The sequence below is a fragment of the Specibacter cremeus genome (genome assembly GCF_003946885.1).
Lineage (GTDB): Bacteria > Actinomycetota > Actinomycetes > Actinomycetales > Micrococcaceae > Specibacter > Specibacter cremeus.
In genome coordinates, this window is the sequence record NZ_RWKQ01000033.1 from 1 (window position 1) to 18,266 (window position 18,266).

The 18,266-nt window shown below is 70.9% G+C and carries 12 protein-coding genes; 1 reads left to right on the top strand and 11 read right to left on the bottom strand.

Going from position 1 to position 18,266, the window contains the following annotated elements; all coding sequences use genetic code 11:
• Positions 1-81 precede the first annotated feature (81 nt).
• Genes EJC77_RS13220 through EJC77_RS13235 form a run of 4 tightly spaced genes read right to left on the bottom strand, consistent with a single transcriptional unit; the run spans position 82 to position 2,655 of the window.
• Positions 82-1,155, bottom strand: coding sequence for a UDP-N-acetylmuramate dehydrogenase (locus tag EJC77_RS13220; RefSeq protein WP_125613403.1), 1,074 nt, complete (start codon positions 1,153-1,155; stop codon positions 82-84).
• A 4-nt stretch (positions 1,156-1,159) separates the two neighbouring features.
• Positions 1,160-1,579, bottom strand: coding sequence for a MaoC family dehydratase (locus EJC77_RS13225; RefSeq protein ID WP_420820318.1), 420 nt, complete (start codon positions 1,577-1,579; stop codon positions 1,160-1,162).
• The gene (locus tag EJC77_RS13230) at positions 1,579-2,028 is read right to left on the bottom strand and encodes an FAS1-like dehydratase domain-containing protein (protein WP_125613408.1); all 450 of its coding nucleotides are present in this window, start codon (positions 2,026-2,028) and stop codon (positions 1,579-1,581) included. The genes EJC77_RS13225 and EJC77_RS13230 overlap by 1 nt, the downstream gene beginning before the upstream one ends.
• 57 nt (positions 2,029-2,085) lie before the next feature.
• Positions 2,086-2,655, bottom strand: coding sequence for a TetR/AcrR family transcriptional regulator (locus EJC77_RS13235; RefSeq protein ID WP_125613410.1), 570 nt, complete (start codon positions 2,653-2,655; stop codon positions 2,086-2,088).
• A 210-nt stretch (positions 2,656-2,865) separates the two neighbouring features.
• Here EJC77_RS13235 and EJC77_RS13240 point away from each other — a divergent pair, with 210 nt between their 5' ends.
• The gene (locus EJC77_RS13240; RefSeq protein ID WP_125613412.1) at positions 2,866-4,419 is read left to right on the top strand and encodes an MFS transporter; all 1,554 of its coding nucleotides are present in this window, start codon (positions 2,866-2,868) and stop codon (positions 4,417-4,419) included.
• 13 nt (positions 4,420-4,432) lie between these two features.
• Here the strand turns inward: EJC77_RS13240 and EJC77_RS13245 are convergent, their stop codons facing one another.
• The 7 genes from EJC77_RS13245 to EJC77_RS13275 all read right to left on the bottom strand — a co-directional run bounded on the left by EJC77_RS13245 (position 4,433) and on the right by EJC77_RS13275 (position 18,190).
• Entirely contained in the window at positions 4,433-4,669 is a 237-nt protein-coding gene (locus EJC77_RS13245; protein WP_125613414.1) for a DUF3188 domain-containing protein, read from the bottom strand.
• A gap of 61 nt (positions 4,670-4,730) precedes the next feature.
• A complete protein-coding gene (locus EJC77_RS13250) occupies positions 4,731-5,747 on the bottom strand; it encodes a DUF2797 domain-containing protein (protein ID WP_240630244.1) in 1,017 nt (338 codons plus the stop codon).
• Between the two features lie 173 nt (positions 5,748-5,920).
• A complete protein-coding gene (locus EJC77_RS13255; RefSeq protein ID WP_125613416.1) occupies positions 5,921-6,790 on the bottom strand; it encodes an HpcH/HpaI aldolase/citrate lyase family protein in 870 nt (289 codons plus the stop codon).
• 81 nt (positions 6,791-6,871) lie between these two features.
• Entirely contained in the window at positions 6,872-9,928 is a 3,057-nt protein-coding gene (locus tag EJC77_RS13260) for a hypothetical protein (RefSeq protein ID WP_125613418.1), read from the bottom strand.
• Between the two features lie 23 nt (positions 9,929-9,951).
• Entirely contained in the window at positions 9,952-10,788 is an 837-nt protein-coding gene (gene ubiG / locus EJC77_RS13265) for a bifunctional 2-polyprenyl-6-hydroxyphenol methylase/3-demethylubiquinol 3-O-methyltransferase UbiG (protein ID WP_125613420.1), read from the bottom strand.
• Positions 10,789-10,896: 108 nt separating this feature from the next.
• Positions 10,897-16,935 (bottom strand): DUF5979 domain-containing protein, encoded by a 6,039-nt coding sequence (locus EJC77_RS13270; RefSeq protein WP_164520412.1) that lies wholly within the window; start codon positions 16,933-16,935, stop codon positions 10,897-10,899.
• A gap of 271 nt (positions 16,936-17,206) precedes the next feature.
• Positions 17,207-18,190 (bottom strand): AraC family transcriptional regulator, encoded by a 984-nt coding sequence (locus tag EJC77_RS13275; protein ID WP_125613424.1) that lies wholly within the window; start codon positions 18,188-18,190, stop codon positions 17,207-17,209.
• Positions 18,191-18,266 lie beyond the last annotated feature (76 nt).

Here is an 18,266-nt window from a genome sequence, read left to right on the forward strand (position 1 = left end):
TATGCATGGGACCTGAAATCCGCCGAAATTTCCGCCCAACCAGGATTTCCGCCTCAAAGAACCACTACTCGCGGATTCGGGTCAGAGCGCGCAGCCGACCAGCACCGGTTCCGGGTGCAGCGTGATGCCGAACGCGTCGCGGACGCCGGCCTGCACGGCCCGGGCGACGGCCAGCACGTCGGCCGCCGTCGCGGACCCGCGGTTCGTGATGGCGAGGGTGTGCTTCGTGGACAGGCCGGCGCGACCGGACGCGACGCCGTCGTCCGCCAACCCAAAGCCCTTCGCGAAGCCGGCGTGCTCGATCAGCCACGCCGCGCTGAGCTTGATGCGCCCGTCGCCGGCCGGGTAGCGGGGCGCGCCCGCCGGCACGGCCGCCCCGGAGTCGACGATCGGGTTCGTGAAGAACGAGCCGGTGGAGAACGTGTCGCGGTCCGCCGGGTCCAGCACCATGCCCTTCGCGGCGCGGAGGGCCAGCACGGCGCGCCGGATCGCCAGGGAATCCGCCCGGCGCCCCACCTCGACGCCCAGCGTGCGGGCCAGTTCGGCGTAGCGCACGGGCGCGCCCTGCCGGCCCAGCGGCAGTTGGAACTCCACCGTCAGGACCACGTACCGGGGGGACCCGTTGACGGTGGTTTCCTTGATGATGGAATCGCGATAGCCGAAGCGCAGCTCCGAGTTCGAGAACGTGTGCACGGCGTTGGCCCGACGGTCCCAGACGCGTACGGCCGCGACGGTCTGGGCCACCTCGGAGCCGTACGCGCCGACGTTCTGCACGGGCGTGGCCCCGGCCAGCCCCGGGATGCCGGACAACGCGGCCAGCCCGCTCCAGGCGTGCAGCACGCTCTGGTGCACGAAGTCGTCCCAGTCGTGGCCGGCCTGCACGACGACGGACGCGCCCGCGCAGGCGTCCGCCGACGAGGCGTGGAACCCCCGGCTGGTGATCTGCACCACGGTGCCGTCGAAGCCGTCGTCGGCGACGACCAGGTTGGAGCCGCCACCGACGATCAACAGCGGCTCGCCGGCGGCGTCCGCGGTCCGCACGGCGTCGATGATCGCGGCCTCGCTGTCCGCCCGCACGAGGGCTCGGGCCGGGCCGCCGACACCCAGGGTGGTCAGGTCGGCGAGCTGGACGGGGGCCTGGGTCTGGGAAGTCACCGTATCACCCCACACGCACGAGCGCCTGGGCCTTGACCAGCACCTTCTGCCCGCCGGCGCTGACCGTCAGGTCGACCCGGGCCGTGGACGCCGCCGCGTCGAGTGCGCCGATCACGCCGGTGACCTCGATGACGGCGCCGGGGTCGGCGTCGTCTACCGGGACGGGCTTCGTGAACCGGGTCTGGTAGCCGACGACGGCGGCCGGGTCGCCGGCCCAGTCGGTGACCAGCTGGACGGCGGCGCCCATGGTGAACATGCCGTGCGCGATCACGCCGGGCAGCTCGACCTCCCGGGCGAAGCGCTCATTCCAGTGGATCGGGTTGAAATCGCCGGACGCACCGGCATACCGGACCAGGTCGGCGCGGGAGACCTCGATGGCGCGGCTGCCGATCTCCTGGCCCACGGACAAGTCTGCAAGCTTCATCATTGCCCCTCCCCGCGGACCAGGATGGCGGATGTGGTCGTGGCGACGGGCGTCCCGTCGACGGTGGCGATCTCGGCGCGCGTGGTGATCATGGCGCCGGTGCCCATGGCGCGCACGGCGTCCACGTGCAGTTCGGCCACGAGCTCGTCGCCGGCGGTGATGGCGCGGTGGTGGGTGAACTTCTGTTCGGCGTGCACCACCCGGGAGAAGTCGATGCCGGATCCCGGGTCCTCGATGAGCCGGGCATCGGCGCGCTGGGCGACGATGATGGCGTAGGTGGGTGGGGCGACGAGGTCGGCATGACCGAGCGCCCGGGCCGCGGCCACGTCGAAGTGGGCCGGATGCGTGGCCTTGACGGCGCGGGCGAAATCACGCACGGATTCACGGCCCACGCTGTACACGTCGCCGGCAGGGTAGCTGCGCCCCTGCAGTTCGGGGTTGATTGTCATGCAGATCAGACTATCGTCCCGGCCCGTGTCCAGCGGCCCGTGTTCGGTTGCCCGGGGTCAGTTGCCGCGGGCGCGGGCGCGCAGGTCCTCGACGATGTCCAGCAGCGACGCCACGCTCACGTCGCCGGCGTTCCGGGCCGGCAGCGTGCCGTCCGAGGGCAGCCCGTACAGGGCGGCGCTGTAGTAGAGCCCGTCGCCGATGAGCATGATGGCGCGGGCGACGCCGGCATCACCGACGTCGGCCAGCAACAGCCGGTACCACTCGGCGTGGATGTCGGTGAACGCGGCCCGGACGTTGCTGTCGTCCTCCTGGGCCAGCCGCATGGCAGCCAGCAGCGCCCGGTCGAACGTGCTGCCGGACAGTACCGACGTGCGCACGTAGTAGTCGGAGGGCCCGGCCGGGTCGTTGCGCATGCCCTCGAAATCGGCCTCGGCCAACTCGCGCAGCTTAGCGATCAGCCCGGCGGTCAGCGCTTCCTTGCTCTTGAAGTGGTATAGCAACCCACCCTTGGACACACCCGCGGCGGCGGCAACGGCGTCGAGCGTGGCGCCGCGGGCTCCGTCGTTGATCAGCAAATCCTCGTAGGCCTGCAGGATTCGATCGCGGGCGGGTGGTGGGGTCGTCATGGCTCCAAGCCTAGCGGCCGAGGGGCCCCGGCGTGGGCCCACGGCGGCAAGGGCCCCGCCGCGAGGGCCCACGGCCCCGAGGGACCCGGAGCGAGCTTGCGAGCTCTGGGAGNCAGCGAGCTTGGGGAGGCCGGTGGGCGCTACAAGAAGTGACGAAGTGCACCGTCCGGACGGTTTACTATACCGGCTGGACGGTATAGAATAGTTGGCATGTCCACCAACTTCCGCACCCCAACCTCGCCCATTGCCGCCGTCCCCGCCAAGGCCGGGGCACGCGCATGGGTCGCACTGGCCGTGCTCATGCTGCCGGTGCTGCTGGTGTCGGTGGACAACACGGTCCTCAGCTTTGCGGTGCCCTCCATCTCGCTGGCGCTGAAGCCGTCGGCCGCCGGGCTGCTGTGGATCATCGACGTCTACCCGCTTGTCCTGGCCGGCCTGCTCGTGTCCATGGGCAGCCTGGCCGACCGGTTCGGCCGCCGCCGCATGCTGCTGATCGGCGGCGTGGGCTTCGCCCTCGTGTCCGCCGCGGCCGCGTTCGCCCCGACGGCGGAGGCCCTGATCGGCTACCGAGCGCTCCTGGGCGTCTTCGGCGCCATGCTCATGCCGTCCACGCTGTCGCTGATCCGCAACATCTTCACCCACCCGGGCCAGCGCAGCCTGGCCATCGCCATCTGGGCGGCCTGCTTCTCCGGCGGCGCGGCCCTCGGCCCGATCGTCGGCGGATTCTTGCTGGAGCACTTCTGGTGGGGCGCCGTGTTCCTCATGGCCGTGCCCGTGCTGGTGCTGTTGCTGGTCCTGGCCCCGTTCTTCCTGCCCGAGTCGCGGGACCCGAGGCCGGGCAGGATCGACCCGGCCAGCATCGTCTTGTCATTCGGCGCCATGGTTCCGCTCGTATTCGGCATCAAGGAAACGGCCCAGACGGGCCTGACCGCGGTGACCGCGTCCCTGATGCTGCTCGGCCTGGGCCTGGGTGTGCTGTTCGTGCGCCGCCAGCTGCGCCGCACCGCCCCCATGCTCGACGTGCGCCTGTTCACGAACAAGGTGTTCACCGGCGGCGTGCTGGTCAACCTGCTCAGCGTGTTCGCGCTGGTCGGATTCCTGTACTTCATCACCCAACACCTGCAGCTGGTGCTGGGCATGTCCCCCACGGCCGCGGCCTACGTGCTGGTGCCGGGGCTGGTCATCTCGATCGCGACCGGCCTGGCGGCCGCGCCGCTGTCGAAGCTGGTGCGGCCGGCGTACCTGGCCGTGGGCGGGCTGCTACTGAACGCGGCCGGCTTCCTGGTGGTCTGGTTGAACACCTCGGGGTCCGTGGCGGGCGTCATCCTCGCGTTCGCCGTCCTCGGCGCCGGCGTGGGCGTGTCCGAGACCATCTCCAACGACCTGATTCTCAGCGCCGCTCCCCCGGCCAAGGCGGGCGCGGCGTCGGCGATCTCGGAAACCGCCTACGAGGTGGGGTCCGTGCTGGGCACGGCGGTGCTGGGCAGCATCCTGGCCGCCGTGTACCGGGCCAACATCGTGCTGCCGTCCGCGCTGGGCGGCGCCGACCGGGCGTCCGCCGGCCAGACCCTGGGCGGTGCCATCGACGCGGCCGCCGGGCTGCCGGGCGAGTCGGCCAACGCCCTGCTCGTCTCGGCGAAGCACGCATTCGACGCGGGGTCGGTCATCGTGGCGGTCACGGGTGTGGCGCTCATGCTGGTCGCGGCCCTGCTGTGCCTGCGCACGCTGCGGTCGGTACCGGCCCGCAAGAACCTGGCCCGCTGACCGGGCGGCCGGCCTACTTCTTGGCGGCTTCCCTGAGCTGCTTGCGGATGGCCCGGCCGCGCAGGGCCATGGACGTCATGTGCGTGGCCAGGCCGACGCCGATGACCGGCAACGCCACGATCGTGTTGGTGGCCGTGCCGGTGATGGCACCGATGACGACCAGCGCGATGCCGATGAATGTCAGCGCCATGCCGGCGAACACCGTGTACTTGTAGGCGGCCGGGGCGGTTTCCCAGAATTCGTTGAGCACGGGGTCAAGTCTATCCGGGACCGGCTGGGCGTTGGCTGGGTGCCGGAACGGCCCGGACCGGTTAGAACAGGGACTCCTGGAAGGCGGGCACGGGCGTGACGAAATCGCCGAACCGGATGACCCGGCCCCTCAGGTCCCCGAGCCCGGCCAGGAACACCGGCCCCGCCCCGTCAGACGCCGTCCCGTCAGACCCTGTCCCGTCAGACCCTGCCCCGTCAGACGCAACGCCGTCGATCGACACCAGCGCATTGGCGCCGGACATCGAGTCGATGCGCATCCCGTGCTCCCCCTCGGACAGCGGCCGGGGGTAGGCGATGCGGGGTCCCGGCCCGCAGGCGGCGGCCGCGAGCACCGGCCGGGCCCATGCCTCGGTCACGACATCGAACCCGTCCGTCGCCTCGATCCCGGGGGCACCGGCCGCCAGCAGGTCCCGGACACGGCCGGCCGCGGCCGCATTGAGCCCGGCGAGGTCGTCCGCCGGGCGGGGCGCCAGCAGGGACGCGAACTTCGCGGTGCCGCGCACGAACTGGGTGAGCCCGGCCCGTTCGCTGACCAGGTCCTCGAGCAGCCGCACAACCCGCCCGTCCCGGGCCCGCGCCACGTAGGCGGCGACGACGGCGCCCTGGTCGGCCAGCCGGGTCCACTTGCTGCGGGCCGATGCCGTGCCGACCTTCGTGGCGCCGTCGGCGAACGTGGCCACGTACAGCCAGTGCGGCTGTGCCAGGTACGCCCGCAGCCCGGCCGGGGCCTGGCCGCTGCGGTGGAAGTCGTGCATGAACCGGAAGTCGTCCCGGGCAAAGCACGGCCCGCACTGGTAGCCACGAACGGCGGCGGCCCGCTCCGGGCAGGGCGTGTGGTCGGTGTCGTCGGGCCCGTGCACGCGGGAGTAGCCCAGGCAGCGGCGCGGGCCGGCGGCAACGGCGAACCGCAGCCAACCGCCGGCCGACAGCGGCAGCCGGGTGTCGCCGTCGTCCGCGGTCAGCGACAGTGCGGGCCCGGCAGGGTCCCACGTGACGCCGCGCACCAGGGCGGGGTCTCGACAAGCTCGACCCCCGGTGATTGAGCCCGTCGAAATCACCGGCCTCGCTCCCCGGGCGGGGTCTCGCTCCCCGGGCGCTCCCCGGCCTCGCAAGCTCGGCCGGGGCCCCTCGCGCCCGTGGGCCCAAGCTCGACCCCCGGTGATTGAGCCCGTCGAAATCACCGGCCTCGACAAGCTCGACCACCGGCGACGGGCTCGACCACCGGCGCGGCCTAGACGGCGGGCTGGACGCCGTAGGCGGTGGCGAGCTTCATGATCTTCTCGGCCCGGCCCAGGCGCGGCAGGTCGGAGCCGTCACGGATCACGCCGCCGCGGGCGTTGAAGTCGTTCATGAAGTCGGTGGCCCAGGCGACGTCGGTCGGGGTGGGGCTGATGACCTCGTTGATGATGGTGGTCTGGTCGATGGCCAGGGCCAGCTTGCCGGTCATGCCCATGGCCACCGTGATGGCCGACTGTTCGCGCAGGATCGGGTGGTTCGTGCCGACCGTCGGGCCGTCGATGGGGCCGGGCAGGTTGCCGACGCGGCTGGCGACGACCAACTTGGCGCGCGGGTAGGCCATGGCCTCCCGGTCGGCGGACATGCCGGTGTCGCGGCGGAAGTCGCCGGAGCCGAACGCCAGGCGGAACGCGCCCTCGGCCCGGGCGATGTTGTTCGCCTCCTCGATGCCGACGGCCGATTCGACCAGGGCCAGCACGCGGGTCTTGCCGTCGAGCCGGTGGAACGTCTCCTTGACCTGTTCGGCGGTCTCCGTCTTGGCCAGCATGACCCCGAGCAGGTTCGGGTTGTTGCGCAGCCGGGCGACGTCATCGGCCCAGAAGGCCGAGTGCACGTCGTTGATCCGCACCCATGCCTTGCCGCCGTTGTCCAGCCAGGTCGCCACGTCGTTGCGCGCACCGGCCTTGTTCGACGGGTCCACGGCGTCCTCGATGTCCAGCACGATCGCGTCGGCGCGGGACGCGGCGGCCTCGTCGAACAGCTCCGGACGGGTCGCGGGGACCAGCAGCCAGGACCGGGCGATCTCGGCGGGGATGGTGCGCTTGGCGGCGGGCTTGGTCTCGGGGGCGGCATCAATGCTAGACATGCCTCTACCGTATAACGGCCCCGCCCGGCCATGCCCCTGTGCCACCCCACAACGGATGGGGCCGGACGCTGGCCGAATGCGTCAGTGCCCGGCCCGGCCAAGCAGCTCCAGCAGGTTGCCGAACCCCGGCGCCTGCCCGCCCCCCGTGCGTTTGGCCGCCGCCGCGGCCATGGCCTTGGCCAGCTGCGCCTGGCTCATGGGCGAGAGCGCCCAGCCCAGCGGCGGGTCCAGCGCCGGCACGGTGTCGGGGGCAACGACGACGACGGCGCGCCCGTTCAGTGCCTGGCGCACCACATCGGTGGCCCGGCCGCAGGGGCCGCCCGTGTCCGCCAGCGGGCACACGCCGGCGGACGATTCGAGCCGTTGCAGCCATGTCTGGGGTGCGATCTGCTGGGCGCGTGCCTGCAACCCGGCCACCGGCACGACAAGTTCGCTCAACTCTCGGGGCGCGGCCGCGATGGCGTCCTTGGCCGGCGCATTCTGCAGGTAGACGATCACCGGGACCACGAAGTCCCGGGCCGTGGCTGCGCATGCCGGAGCGGCCGGAACCGCGCCGGCCAGCACACAGGTATTGTGGGCCAGGACCAGCTGGGCCAGCTGCGGCCAGACGTCGTTGATGGTGCCCAGCCCGGACGTCTCGGAGAGCCCGCCGTCGATGGCCTGGTAGCCGGCGGCCTCGCTGCACCCCCGCGGCCCGGGCGCCGGGATGCGCCCGGACGGGGAGACGATCGGGAACCGGGCCGAGAGCATGGCCGCCGTCGACCAGCGCAGGTCCAGCGGGCACTGGCCGTTGCCGAACAGGTCGATGGACACCGGCCGGCCCCGGGCGTCGGAGCAGTCGGACGCCACGTTCGGTGCAATGGCGTTGCCCAGGTCCAGCTGGCTCAGCAGCAGCCGGCACCCGTTGTTGGCGGCCGTCGAGTTGAGGATGAGCGCCCCGGCCGGCCCGCGCACCGTGCCGCTGAACGGGCCGGCCAGCAGCGGCGCCTGTCCCTGCCACAGGTTTTCCATCAGCCCGGCCCTGTCGTTCCAGGTCCGTTGGCGAAGGCCGGTGGCGGGATCCGTGAATGCCGTGGGCGCCATGAGCCCGGCCCCCGAACCGACGATGTCCCCGACCGCCAGGCCGGCCATGTCCGCGGCCAGGACCTGCGCGTCGGCGATCCGGGCCACCTTGTCCCCCGCGCCGGGCCCGTACAGGTCGGTCAGCGCCAGCCCGAGCGAGCCGCCGCTGACGCCGCTGGAGAGGAACACGGCGCTGCCGCCGCAGGCGCCCGCGCCGGCCAGTTCGCCGAACGCGCCGACCGTCCACGTGGCCGCCCGGATGCCGCCGCCGGCCGCGGCCACGAGCAGCAGCGGCCGGACACCCGGGACGCCGGCACCGTTCCCGCCCACCGGCAGCGTGCAGGCGCCGGAGCCGGCCAGCCATTGCGTGAACCGGCCCGCCAGGTCCTGGCGCTGGAAGCCTGCCGCGGCCGGCGCCGGAGCACCGGCGGTCAGCTGGCGGACCGCGTGCAGGGCCGGCGGGCCGCCGTTGTACGAGCCGACCACCAGGACGAGCACGATCAGCGACAGGATGGGGTTGGCGCGCAGGCCCAGCCGCTCAAAAAGCGGCAACGGCCGCTGGTGCTGCATGCCGACCACCAGGAACCCGATCACGACGGCCCACGAACCCACGGCCAAGATCGCGGTGCCCACGACGCCCACGGTGCGCGACACCGCCACCGGGAAGAACAGGAACGCGCCGAGGATCAGCGCGCAGCCGATGGTCACGGCCACCGAGACCGCCATCGTCCGGTCGTTCGGCGGCCGGGACGGCAGCAGCGCCTTGTCCCACACGACCCGCACCAGGATGCTGCCCACCGGGAACGCGCCGAGCACGAGCAACCAGCCGAGCACCAGGAAGAACGCCGACCAGCCCGTGTCCACGGCCTGGCCGGGCGGCACGGCCACCCCCAGGGACAGCGGCGCCGTGAAGGAACGCACCAGCGCCAGCCCGGCGACGGCCAGGAATCCCGTGGCCAACAGGTCCCCGCAGCGCCACACGTCCAGGGCCCGGCCGAAGTCCGCCGGCCCCGGCACGGCCGGCAGGCCCGCCCCGAGCAGGACCCGCAGGACCAGGCTGAACGCGGCCAGGCCCAACGGCAGGCCCAGGAAGAACCAGAACTGGAAGTTGGGCCAGTTCACCGTCCCGCCCATGACGAACACCACCAGCAGCGCGGCCACAAGCACGCCCGGCCCGTACGTCCACCACCAATAGTTCGGGCTGTGCTTGGGGATCGCCTCCTTCCGGGCGAACAGGTTCCAGGCCAGCTCGCTGCGGCGCCGGCCCACGCTGAACAGGCCGATGGCGACCACGGCGACCGCCGCCGTCGTCCACCAGAACTGGCCGTCACCGAGGCCGGCGCCGGCCCAGAAGCGCAGCGTGTCCGGCAGCTGGTCGTTGACCCCGGCGATGGGCAGCAGGGCCAGGACGGCGAAGATCAGCAGCACGGCCGCGCTGATGCGTTGGAAGAACAGGGCCTGCCACGTGCGCCGCAGGCCGCGGAACACGCGGGCGCGAACGGCGGGCGCGGCGAACAGTGCGACGACGACGCCCGCCAGTGCCGCCCATTTGACCCAGGTCGCGGCCACCATGAGGGCCGACAACGCGGTCCCCGGGCCGCCGAGCCCGCGCGCGCCGGCCAGCGCGACCGCGCCGATCCAGACACACACGGATTCGGTGAACTCGGCCAGCATCACGAGCACCAGGAACGTGCGGACCAGGTGGCGGCGGCCGAACAACCGCCAGAACAGGGTGATGTACGCGACGGCGAACAGCAGGTCGAACAGGGCGTAGATGCCCAGCAGGCCGGCGACCTGGCCGCGCAACCCGCTCGACAGGTCGCGCCAGGCGGGCCAGTTCTGCTGCCCGGCGCCCGGCGAGAGCCCCTGCAACCCGGCGGCGGTGCCGGCCCGGCCGTCCGCGGTCACGGCGGCGCCGATGAGCCTGTCGAGTTCGGCCATGGACAGCCACGCACCGGCCAGCACGGCCGCCAAGGTCGCGTTGGCCCACCGGCCGAACCCGTCCTCCACCCGGGAGACGGGCCGGTCGCGCGCCAGTTCCGTGTCCGCCTGGACGTGTTGCCGTGCTGCCGCCATGACCCGCCCCCTGCCCCGCGTTTTCACCCCAGTGGACACCCGGGCCCGGTCGGCGTCAAGGGATCGGTGCGGTTCGTGAGGGGCCCGGCGGCCACGGCGAAGCCCATGTAGGAAACGGCCGTGCTCCGCACCCGGCCGAAGTCCAGCCGGCGGCCGAGTTCCCCATACGAGATCGCGCCGCGGCGGGCCCGGCCGAAGTCCAGGATGCGCAGCGGGTTGCGGGTCCTGGGCGCCAGCCCGGCCAGTTCGCCGATGCGCAGGCCGTGGCGGGCGCAGCCGGCCGCCAGTTCGTCGGGCGTGATGAACATGTCCCAGTCGTGCAGGGCGGTGTCGAGGACCCGGGTGAAACGCCACTGCTGCATGACCTTGATGACCAGCAGCCTGCTGGCCCGGGTGCGGTTGATGGTGTCGAACAGGAACACGCCGTCCGGTTTCAGGGCCCGGGCGCATTCCCCGATCACGGCGTCGACGTCGGCGACGTGCTCGAGCACGTCGGCACAGTAGACGACGTCGAATCCGCCCGTCCGCACGGGCAGCCGTTCGCCCGCACCGGCCCGGTAGTCGATCTCGAGGCCGTGTTCGACGGCGTGCCGGCGTGCCGCTTGGAGTGACACCTCCGAGGGGTCCACGCCCACAACGTGGTAGCCCGCGCGGGCGAATTCCTCGGCGAGGAACCCTCCCCCGCATCCGACGTCGAGGGCCCGGGCGGGGGCCGGGCCGTGGCCCGTGCGCCCGGCCAGGACCTGCCGGAAATAGCCGAAGCGGGCCGCGGTCATGCTGCCGTGGAGCAGGTTCAGCGGGTTGTCGCCATCCCACCATGACCGGCCCAGGCGGTTGTAGATGTCATTGTCGATCGGCACGGGACCACCTCCGTCCGGCGAGTGTACCGTCCGGCGAGTGTACCGTGCGGCGGCGGGCGTCCCCCGTGGGAACTCCCGCCGCCGCACCCGTGCCGACCATGAGCCCGGCTAGCCCCGCCGCGTCCTCCGGTTCCGGCGTACCAGCACCAGTCCGGCGATCAACGCCGCCAGGGCGCCGATGGTGAGTGCGCCGATGCCCGCCGCACCCGTGGAGCCCAGGCCGGACCCGGCGCCGCCCCCGGCGGGCGGCAGCGGGGCGGCCTTGAACGTGTTGGTGACGTGCACGGCCGCGGTGCCGGTGACCGCCACCTTCCCGTCCCTGCCGCCGGCCGACGTCGTGTAGCTGACGGCATCCCCGTCCGGAACGAACGTCTCCGCCACGACGCAGTCGGCACTATTCGGGACACTGATGGTCCTCGACTCGCCGTCCTTCAGCGTGAACGCGGCGTCGGCGGCGGCCAGCACCACGGGGCCCTGGCCGGTGGTGCAGGCCAGCGTGAAGCTGTACGGGCCGGCGTTGCCGTTGACGACCATCTTCGTGACGGTCAGCAGCCCGGCGTCGAAGGTGTTGGTCACCATCACGGCGGCCGGCGTCTTGCCGCCGACGACGGCGAGGCTCGCCGCAGTGCCGTCAGAACCAGTGCCGTCAGAACCAGTGCCGTAGTCGACGACGACGCCGGACGCACCACCGGTGTTCGTCTCCGTCACGTCACACCGCGCACCCACGGGCAGTTTTTCCACGGTGGCGGACTCACCGCCCTTGAGCACGATCCGTTGATCGGTCACCACGGCTGTCGCCACGGACCCGCCCTGCGGCAGGGCGCAGGTCACGGACAGCGTGAACTCTCGCTTGCCCACGAAGCCGGCGGCGGCGCCGTCGACCTTCTTCGTCACGGCCAGCCGGCCGTAGTCGAAGGTGTTGACGGCGGTGATGGACAGCGCCTGGATCGTCGAGGGGTCACCCAGTTTCGTCACGACCGCGGCGTTGTCGAACGTGTTGTGGTCCACGGTGCTGGTGGTGGCGCCACCGGTGTTCGTCTCGACACCGAAGCAGTGCGTGCCCACGGGCAGCTTGACCGGCTTGCCGTCGGCACCGTTCAGCCCCGCGATGACCTGCCCGCCCCTGATGCCCACCGCCCGGGAGAACACCGTGGTGCGCAGGGGCTTGGCATCCGGTCCGGTCACGTCGCGCTCACACGTGACGAGGACGCTGAACACGGCGTCCTTCGCGTAGGTTTCGCCGGCGGCATCGCCCTTCAGCTCCTTGGCCAGGCCGATGGTCCCGGCGGAGAACGTGTTCGCGCCCGCACCCGTGAACCCGGCCACTTCCCGTCCTCCGTCCTTGATGGCGACGGTCACGGGGCCCGGCGTGTAGTCGGCACCGCCGTTGTCCGTCTCCGTCACGAGACAGTCCGCTCCGGCCGGCAGGCCGGTCAGCGGCGCGGACAGGAAGGAGTCCTGGCCACCCGCACCCTTGGGGATGGTGATCGACTTGTCGATGGCGCCGTCCTTGCCGTTGAACGAACACACCACGTGGTAGGTGAACGGGCCCTGGGCCAGTTCGGGGGCGCCGGAGCCGGTCACCTCCTTGCTGATGACGAGCGAGCCTGTGCGGAAGTCGTTCGTGACCGCGATGTGCTGGGGTGTGCCGGCCGTGGTGGTCACCGGGCCTGATCCTGCTCCGGCGCTGTCCCCGGCCGGCAGGTACGTGACCTCCGTGGCGCCGCCGTCGTCGGTTTCCACCGCATGACAGTCGCTGCCCGGTGGCACGGCCGTGACGAAACGGGGCTCCGCCACCGGGACGAGGACCGGCTTCGGGTTGTAGCCGGCAACCGGCGTCCCGTGGAAGGCGCAGAACAGGTTCATCGGGTATGCGGGCTGCGCGAAGCCGGCACCGTCACCGGTCACCTTCTTGGTCAGTTCGACGACGGCGTCCGGGAAGTCGTTCGTGATGGCCACCGTCTCGACACTCGGGACACCCAGGCCGGGTTTGATCGTGACGGTGACCGGGTGGTCCTTGCCATGGTCCGTGAAACCGCCCTTGGCGTCCTCCTCCCAGACGGAGCAGTCCGCGTTGGCGGGGATGCCCGTCACGCCGACCGGCGCCGCGGAGCTGACCTGGTAGGTCGCCTCGAGCACCGTCGTCTTCGCACCACCCACGGGTGTGATCGCACACGTGACGTGGAACGGGAAGCCCAGGTTCGCCAGCGGCAGCTTGCTCGGATTGTCCCCGATCTTCTTCTGCAGCTGGAGGCTTCCGTACGCGAGCGCCACACCGACCTGGATGGGTTCGGTGGGCGGCAGCACGTGCGCGCTGCCGTTCTTGTCCGTGGTCTCGGCGTGGCCGTAGGAGTTCCAGGCGATGGTGGGATCGGCCTTCTGCGTGACGTCCATGGGCGCCTTCATGGTGAACGCGATTTCCACGCCCTTGCCGGGGGCCAGTTTGGGATTGAACGTCAACCGGAACTGCAGGCCCGTGACATTCGGCCCGAACGGCGCGTTCCACGCGGACGCGGGGCACTGCGCGGCGTTGGAGCCGGCGCCGCCCATCTTAAGGTCGTCGGTGCAGATCGCGTCCTTGGTGCTGTACAGCGTTGCCATCGTGGCGCCGTCCCCGGTGAGCGTCGGCTCGGTGGCCAGGGTCGGGGCCGTGTCCCACTGCGTACCGCGGTCCAGGTTGCCCACAACCGTCTTGTCGCCCGGGCCTGGCAGGCGGTCGACGATCCGCATGTCCGTGCCGCTTTCGGTGCCGGCGTTGACGACGCGCAGCAGGTACTGGAACGTGTCACCGGGGTTGACCATGGCGATGCACGGGTAGGCCGTGTACTTGGCGCCGGCCGTGCCGGTCGTGACCGGGCAGGTTGGGCCGCCGACGGCGACGGACTGCTTCGTCAGCGTGTTGTACCAGCCCAGGCTCGGCGTGCCGGCCACCCACTTGCGGGCCTGGAACGCGGCACCCGTGGTGACCTTCACCGTGGCGGTGCCGGTGCAGTACGTGCCGTCGCCGAACCTGGCCGCGGTCTCCGCGGCGGGGCTGCAGGACAGTTTCGGGTGGGAGGACGTGGCGCCCATGGTGTTCGTCAAGATCTGGCCGGCCGTGACGCCGGGGGCGAGCCCTGCCCGGATCTCGATGGTGAACGTGGAGCCGGGCGTGAGCACGAATGGCGACCCGTCCGCGTTCTTGCCGAAGTCCCAGACGAGCATGTCGATCTTTTCGCCGTTGACGACCGGGGTGAACGCGGGCGTCGGCGGGGTCGGCGTGCCGGCCGGAACCTGCACACCCGTCACCTTGAACGGCTGGCCGTTGTCGCCCTTGAACGTCTCGTCAAAGGCCAATCCGGCCGGCAGCAGGTCCTTGACCACCACGTTGGGCAGGTTCGCGGTCCCACTGTTGGTGACCTTCAAATAGAACGGCGCCGTCTCGCCGGGCGCCAGCGACGTGTCCTGCGTCTTGTTGACGGTCAGCGCGGCGTCGCCGGGCACCAGTTCAAGCCCGGAGGTGACGTCACCGATGGGCGTGGGATCGGTGTTGATGACCGTCTGGAACGAGCCGCCGGCGGTATTGGCCAACGTGCCGGTCACATGCTTCGTCGCATCGCTGCGCAGCGCCGCGCGCGGGCTCACGCCGAAGTTCAGAGTGCCGCGGCAGGTGGGATCGGTGGGGCACGGCGTGATCACGAAGTTGCCGCTGCCGTTGGAGAACGTGGCCCGGATGCCCAGGACGTCGGCGGCGTTGGTGCCGGCGGGGAGGTTGGCGGCGCTCGACGGCGTGCCCGGCTGCCAGCCGGCCGCGGTGAGCGCGTCAATCTGGACGCGGTTGGCGCCGGCCGGCATCTTGACGGCCGTGAACTTCACGAAGTCGACGGCATCGAAGAATCCCGTGTCCGTATCCGTCAGTTGCAGTGTCTTGGCGCTCAAGTTGCCGGTGTTGAAAATCGTCAGCGCGACGTTGGCGACCTGCCGCTGCATGCCGGGGATGAACTCCGGCAGCGTGGCCGGGGAGATGTTCTTGTTCAGCGAGGCGGCCGCGTTGGCATCCCCTGTGGTGATCGATGGTGCGCAGGCCGGGGCGCCGGGTGTGAAATCGCCGCCGGCGGCGGTGGAGAAACAGTTGAGGATGCCCAGGTTGTTGGCCGTGCCGCCGCGCCGCTCCGTGACCAGCTTGAGCGTCAGCTGCTGCGTCGGATTCAGGTTGCCGGCCATGGACGCCTTGATGCCCGTGGCCGCATCCAGCTGTGCCGGCGTGGCGCCCCCGTAGGGGACCCACACGCCGCCGGTGAAGATCTCGAGGGTGACACCCTGCGCCGGCGTCACGGATGCGGACGTCAGCTTGAGGACATCGAATGGATTGTTCCCGGGCTGGGGTGTCCCGTCGGCTGCCGGCGGCGGATCGGCGATGGTGGGGGTGATCAGCGGTTTGTTGCCGTTGTTCTTCAGATTCAGCGTGAACGGGATGGGCTGGCCCGGCGGCACCGAGGTCTGGCCCACGGTCTTGGTTCCCGTGCCGTCGTTGCGCGGCGCCTCGATTGACAGGTCCTTGCAGGCGGTGCCCGTGGCCGTTCCGGATCCGTCGTTGCGTCCGGCATCGCCCGTGAAGGCGGCACAGTTGGCGATGCCGGGGCTGGTGCCGCCGGGCAGGTCCTCGGCCGTGACCTTGCTGTTCAGCGTCCCGTGGATGTCCAGGCCGGCCGTGGCGCCCTCGACGATCGCGGCGTTGCCGTCGGCGTCCTGCCCCGTGTAGGTGGCCACCATCTTGGTGACGCCGACGCCGTCGAGCGTGTTCTGCAAGGCGGCCAGTTCGGCCACCGTGTAGGTCGTGGTGGCGTCGGTGCCATTCCTCGTCAGCGTGACGGTGACGGACGTGGCGCCCGCCGGGGGACGGAACCTGATCGTCTGCAGGTCCAGCTTGTCGAACTCGGAGGTGGGGCCCGGCTCGGTGATCGTGATCGTCTTGACCGGGAACGGCGAGCCGTTTGCCACGTCGATCATGGCCGAGACGGGCGAGTTCTCACCCAGCACGGCGTATTCCCCGGCGTCCTGCTTGAAGTTGCCGTCGGTGTCCGGGAAGAACGTCTTCTTGCCCGTGAGCACCAGGGTGTCGGGCAGGATGATGTAGTTCGCGCAAGCGTCCTTGCCTGACTTGTCGCCGAGTGCGCTCTCATGGGCCGACGGCGTCGCGCAGTTACCGAGAGTCACCTTGCCGGCGGGCTTCAGCGGCTGCCCGGTCGACCTGTACGTGTCGCGCAACTTCATGCCCGTGTCGACGGAGCCGCCGGTGGCGTCGTAGGGCAGCAGTCCGCCGGCCGCATTGGTGAAGATCACCTGTACACCCACCACGTCGGCGGCATTGGCACCGTTGGGCAGGGCCAGTGCACCCGCGGCCGTGATCGTCGCACCCGCCACCCAGGCGTTGCCGACCTTGACCCGCAACGTGGCCGTGTCGGCGCCCTTGGGGAACGCGGTGACCGATGCGCCGGTGAAGTTGAAGTTCTCGAACGTGTCCGGGTTGTCATCGGTGATTGTCAACGACTCGATGGCGGCGGACGACGAGGACCCGTTGCGGACACCCAGCGTGATGGTGCTCGCCTCCCCGGATCCGGCGACGGCCGAGCCGTCCTTCCACACCTTCGTGGCGATGGGGTTGACGACCTTCGGCACGGAGACGTCAATGACGTTGGTGTCCTGCACCGGGTCGAAGTTGCCGCCGGAAGCGGAGGCGGTGTTGGAGATCTTCGTGCCATCCGCGACCTGGCTGTCCGCGGGCAGCGAGACGCCGATCTCGAACGTGATGGGGGTGCCCGTCTTCAGGCCCACCGCGCCGACGGGCGAGTCCAGGGGCTGGAGCAGCGCGATGACCAGCTCGCGCGTGACCGGGTCAAACGTGACCTTCCGGGTGTCGGTGTCCTTGGGCAGGGAGGCCTGGTCGACCACCAGCCCCTCGGGGAGCGTGTCCTTGATCGTGAAGTCCACGCACTCGTCCGTGGTGCCCGAGCAGGTCACCACGATCTCGTAGTTGAACGCCGTGCCCGGCACCAGGGCCGCGGCGCCCAGGTCATTCGTCTTTGTGATGGTAGCCGTCGGCTTGCTGTCAGCGCCGGCCGCGTTCGCAACCGTTCCGGCCCCCACCCCCAGAACCGCAAGACTCATGGCCGTCAACGATCCCACCAACGCCCTGAAGCGTTGTCTCCCCCGGTACCGCATTCACCCTCACTTCGTCGATCAACGCCTGCGCGCGAACGGACGCCATGATGAGGCGTCGCCGCGGAGGGCACACGGCGGCCCCATCATCGAGGGTATAGACCGGTACCTGCCGCGATGCGTCGAAAGTGGCCGCGGGCGCAAAGCGACGCCTGACGGTGCGCAGAATGCCTCCTGGCCGGGAACCGTCACGCGTCGCCGGACGACGACGGCAGCCGGGTCAGTCTTCCGGCGCGCCGGCCCGGCCGTGCCCGTCGGGAGTCCCGGCCTGGAATTCGGCCCGGTATTCGGAGGGGGACAGCCCGAGCCGGGTCCGGAACACGCGGCCGAAGGCGTCGGCGCTGGCGAACCCGGATTCCTTGGCCACCCGGGACAGCGTCGCGTCGGACCGCGGCTGCCGCAGGAGCAGTTTCGCGTGGCCGAGCCGGCGTGTGCGCAGCATGGCCGCGACCGACACCGGGCGTCCCTCGAAGAGCTTGTACACGTACCGCCGGCTGACGCCCAGGTCCGCGGCCAATTCGCTGACACCGAAATAGGGGTCCCGGAACCGTGCATCGATGAGTTCCAGGACCCGCAGGCGGTGCTCGTCGGTGGCGGAGTCCCGCCGGCCGGACGCGCCCTGGTGCTGGAGCAAGATGGCGACCACGAGTTCCAGGATGGCGTTTTCGACGGCCGCCGCCGGGATGGCTGCGCCGTCGCCGGGGATTTCACCGGTGCCCTTGACGAGTTCGCGGATGCCGGCCACGAGCGGTCCGCCGTGCCACCCGGCGCCGGCCAGCGCGTCGGCGTCCACGCCGCGGCTTTCGACGTAGTCGATGGGGACGTGCAGCAGTGTTCCCTCGCCGCCATCCACTGCCCGGAATTCGAAGGTTTCTCGCGGCAAGTACGTCACCACATGCCCCGGGCCGACCGTGCCGGTGTGCCCGCGCTGGGTGTAGGTCAAGGTGCCGGCGTGCACCAACACCACGAGGACGTACTTGTCGAAGGCATCACCGAGGTGCGAATCCTCCCGGTAAACGGTGCTGCCGTCGCCGCTGGCCACCGCCACCACAAGCTGATCCCAGGCCCACATGCGCATGCGCGCGGCGAAGTCTCCGTCATTGGCCGGAACAATACGCCCGAGCACATCAATCGTGCGCACCGAGTCGGGGCCGTCAAGGACTGTGCCGTCCCGGTGTCGGAGCACGACGTCACGTAGGTCCAAGTTTCCGCCTGCAGCCAACGCATCCCCCACGATGAGTGTGTCCCGCACCGACAATGCGGATGAAATTCCGATGTTA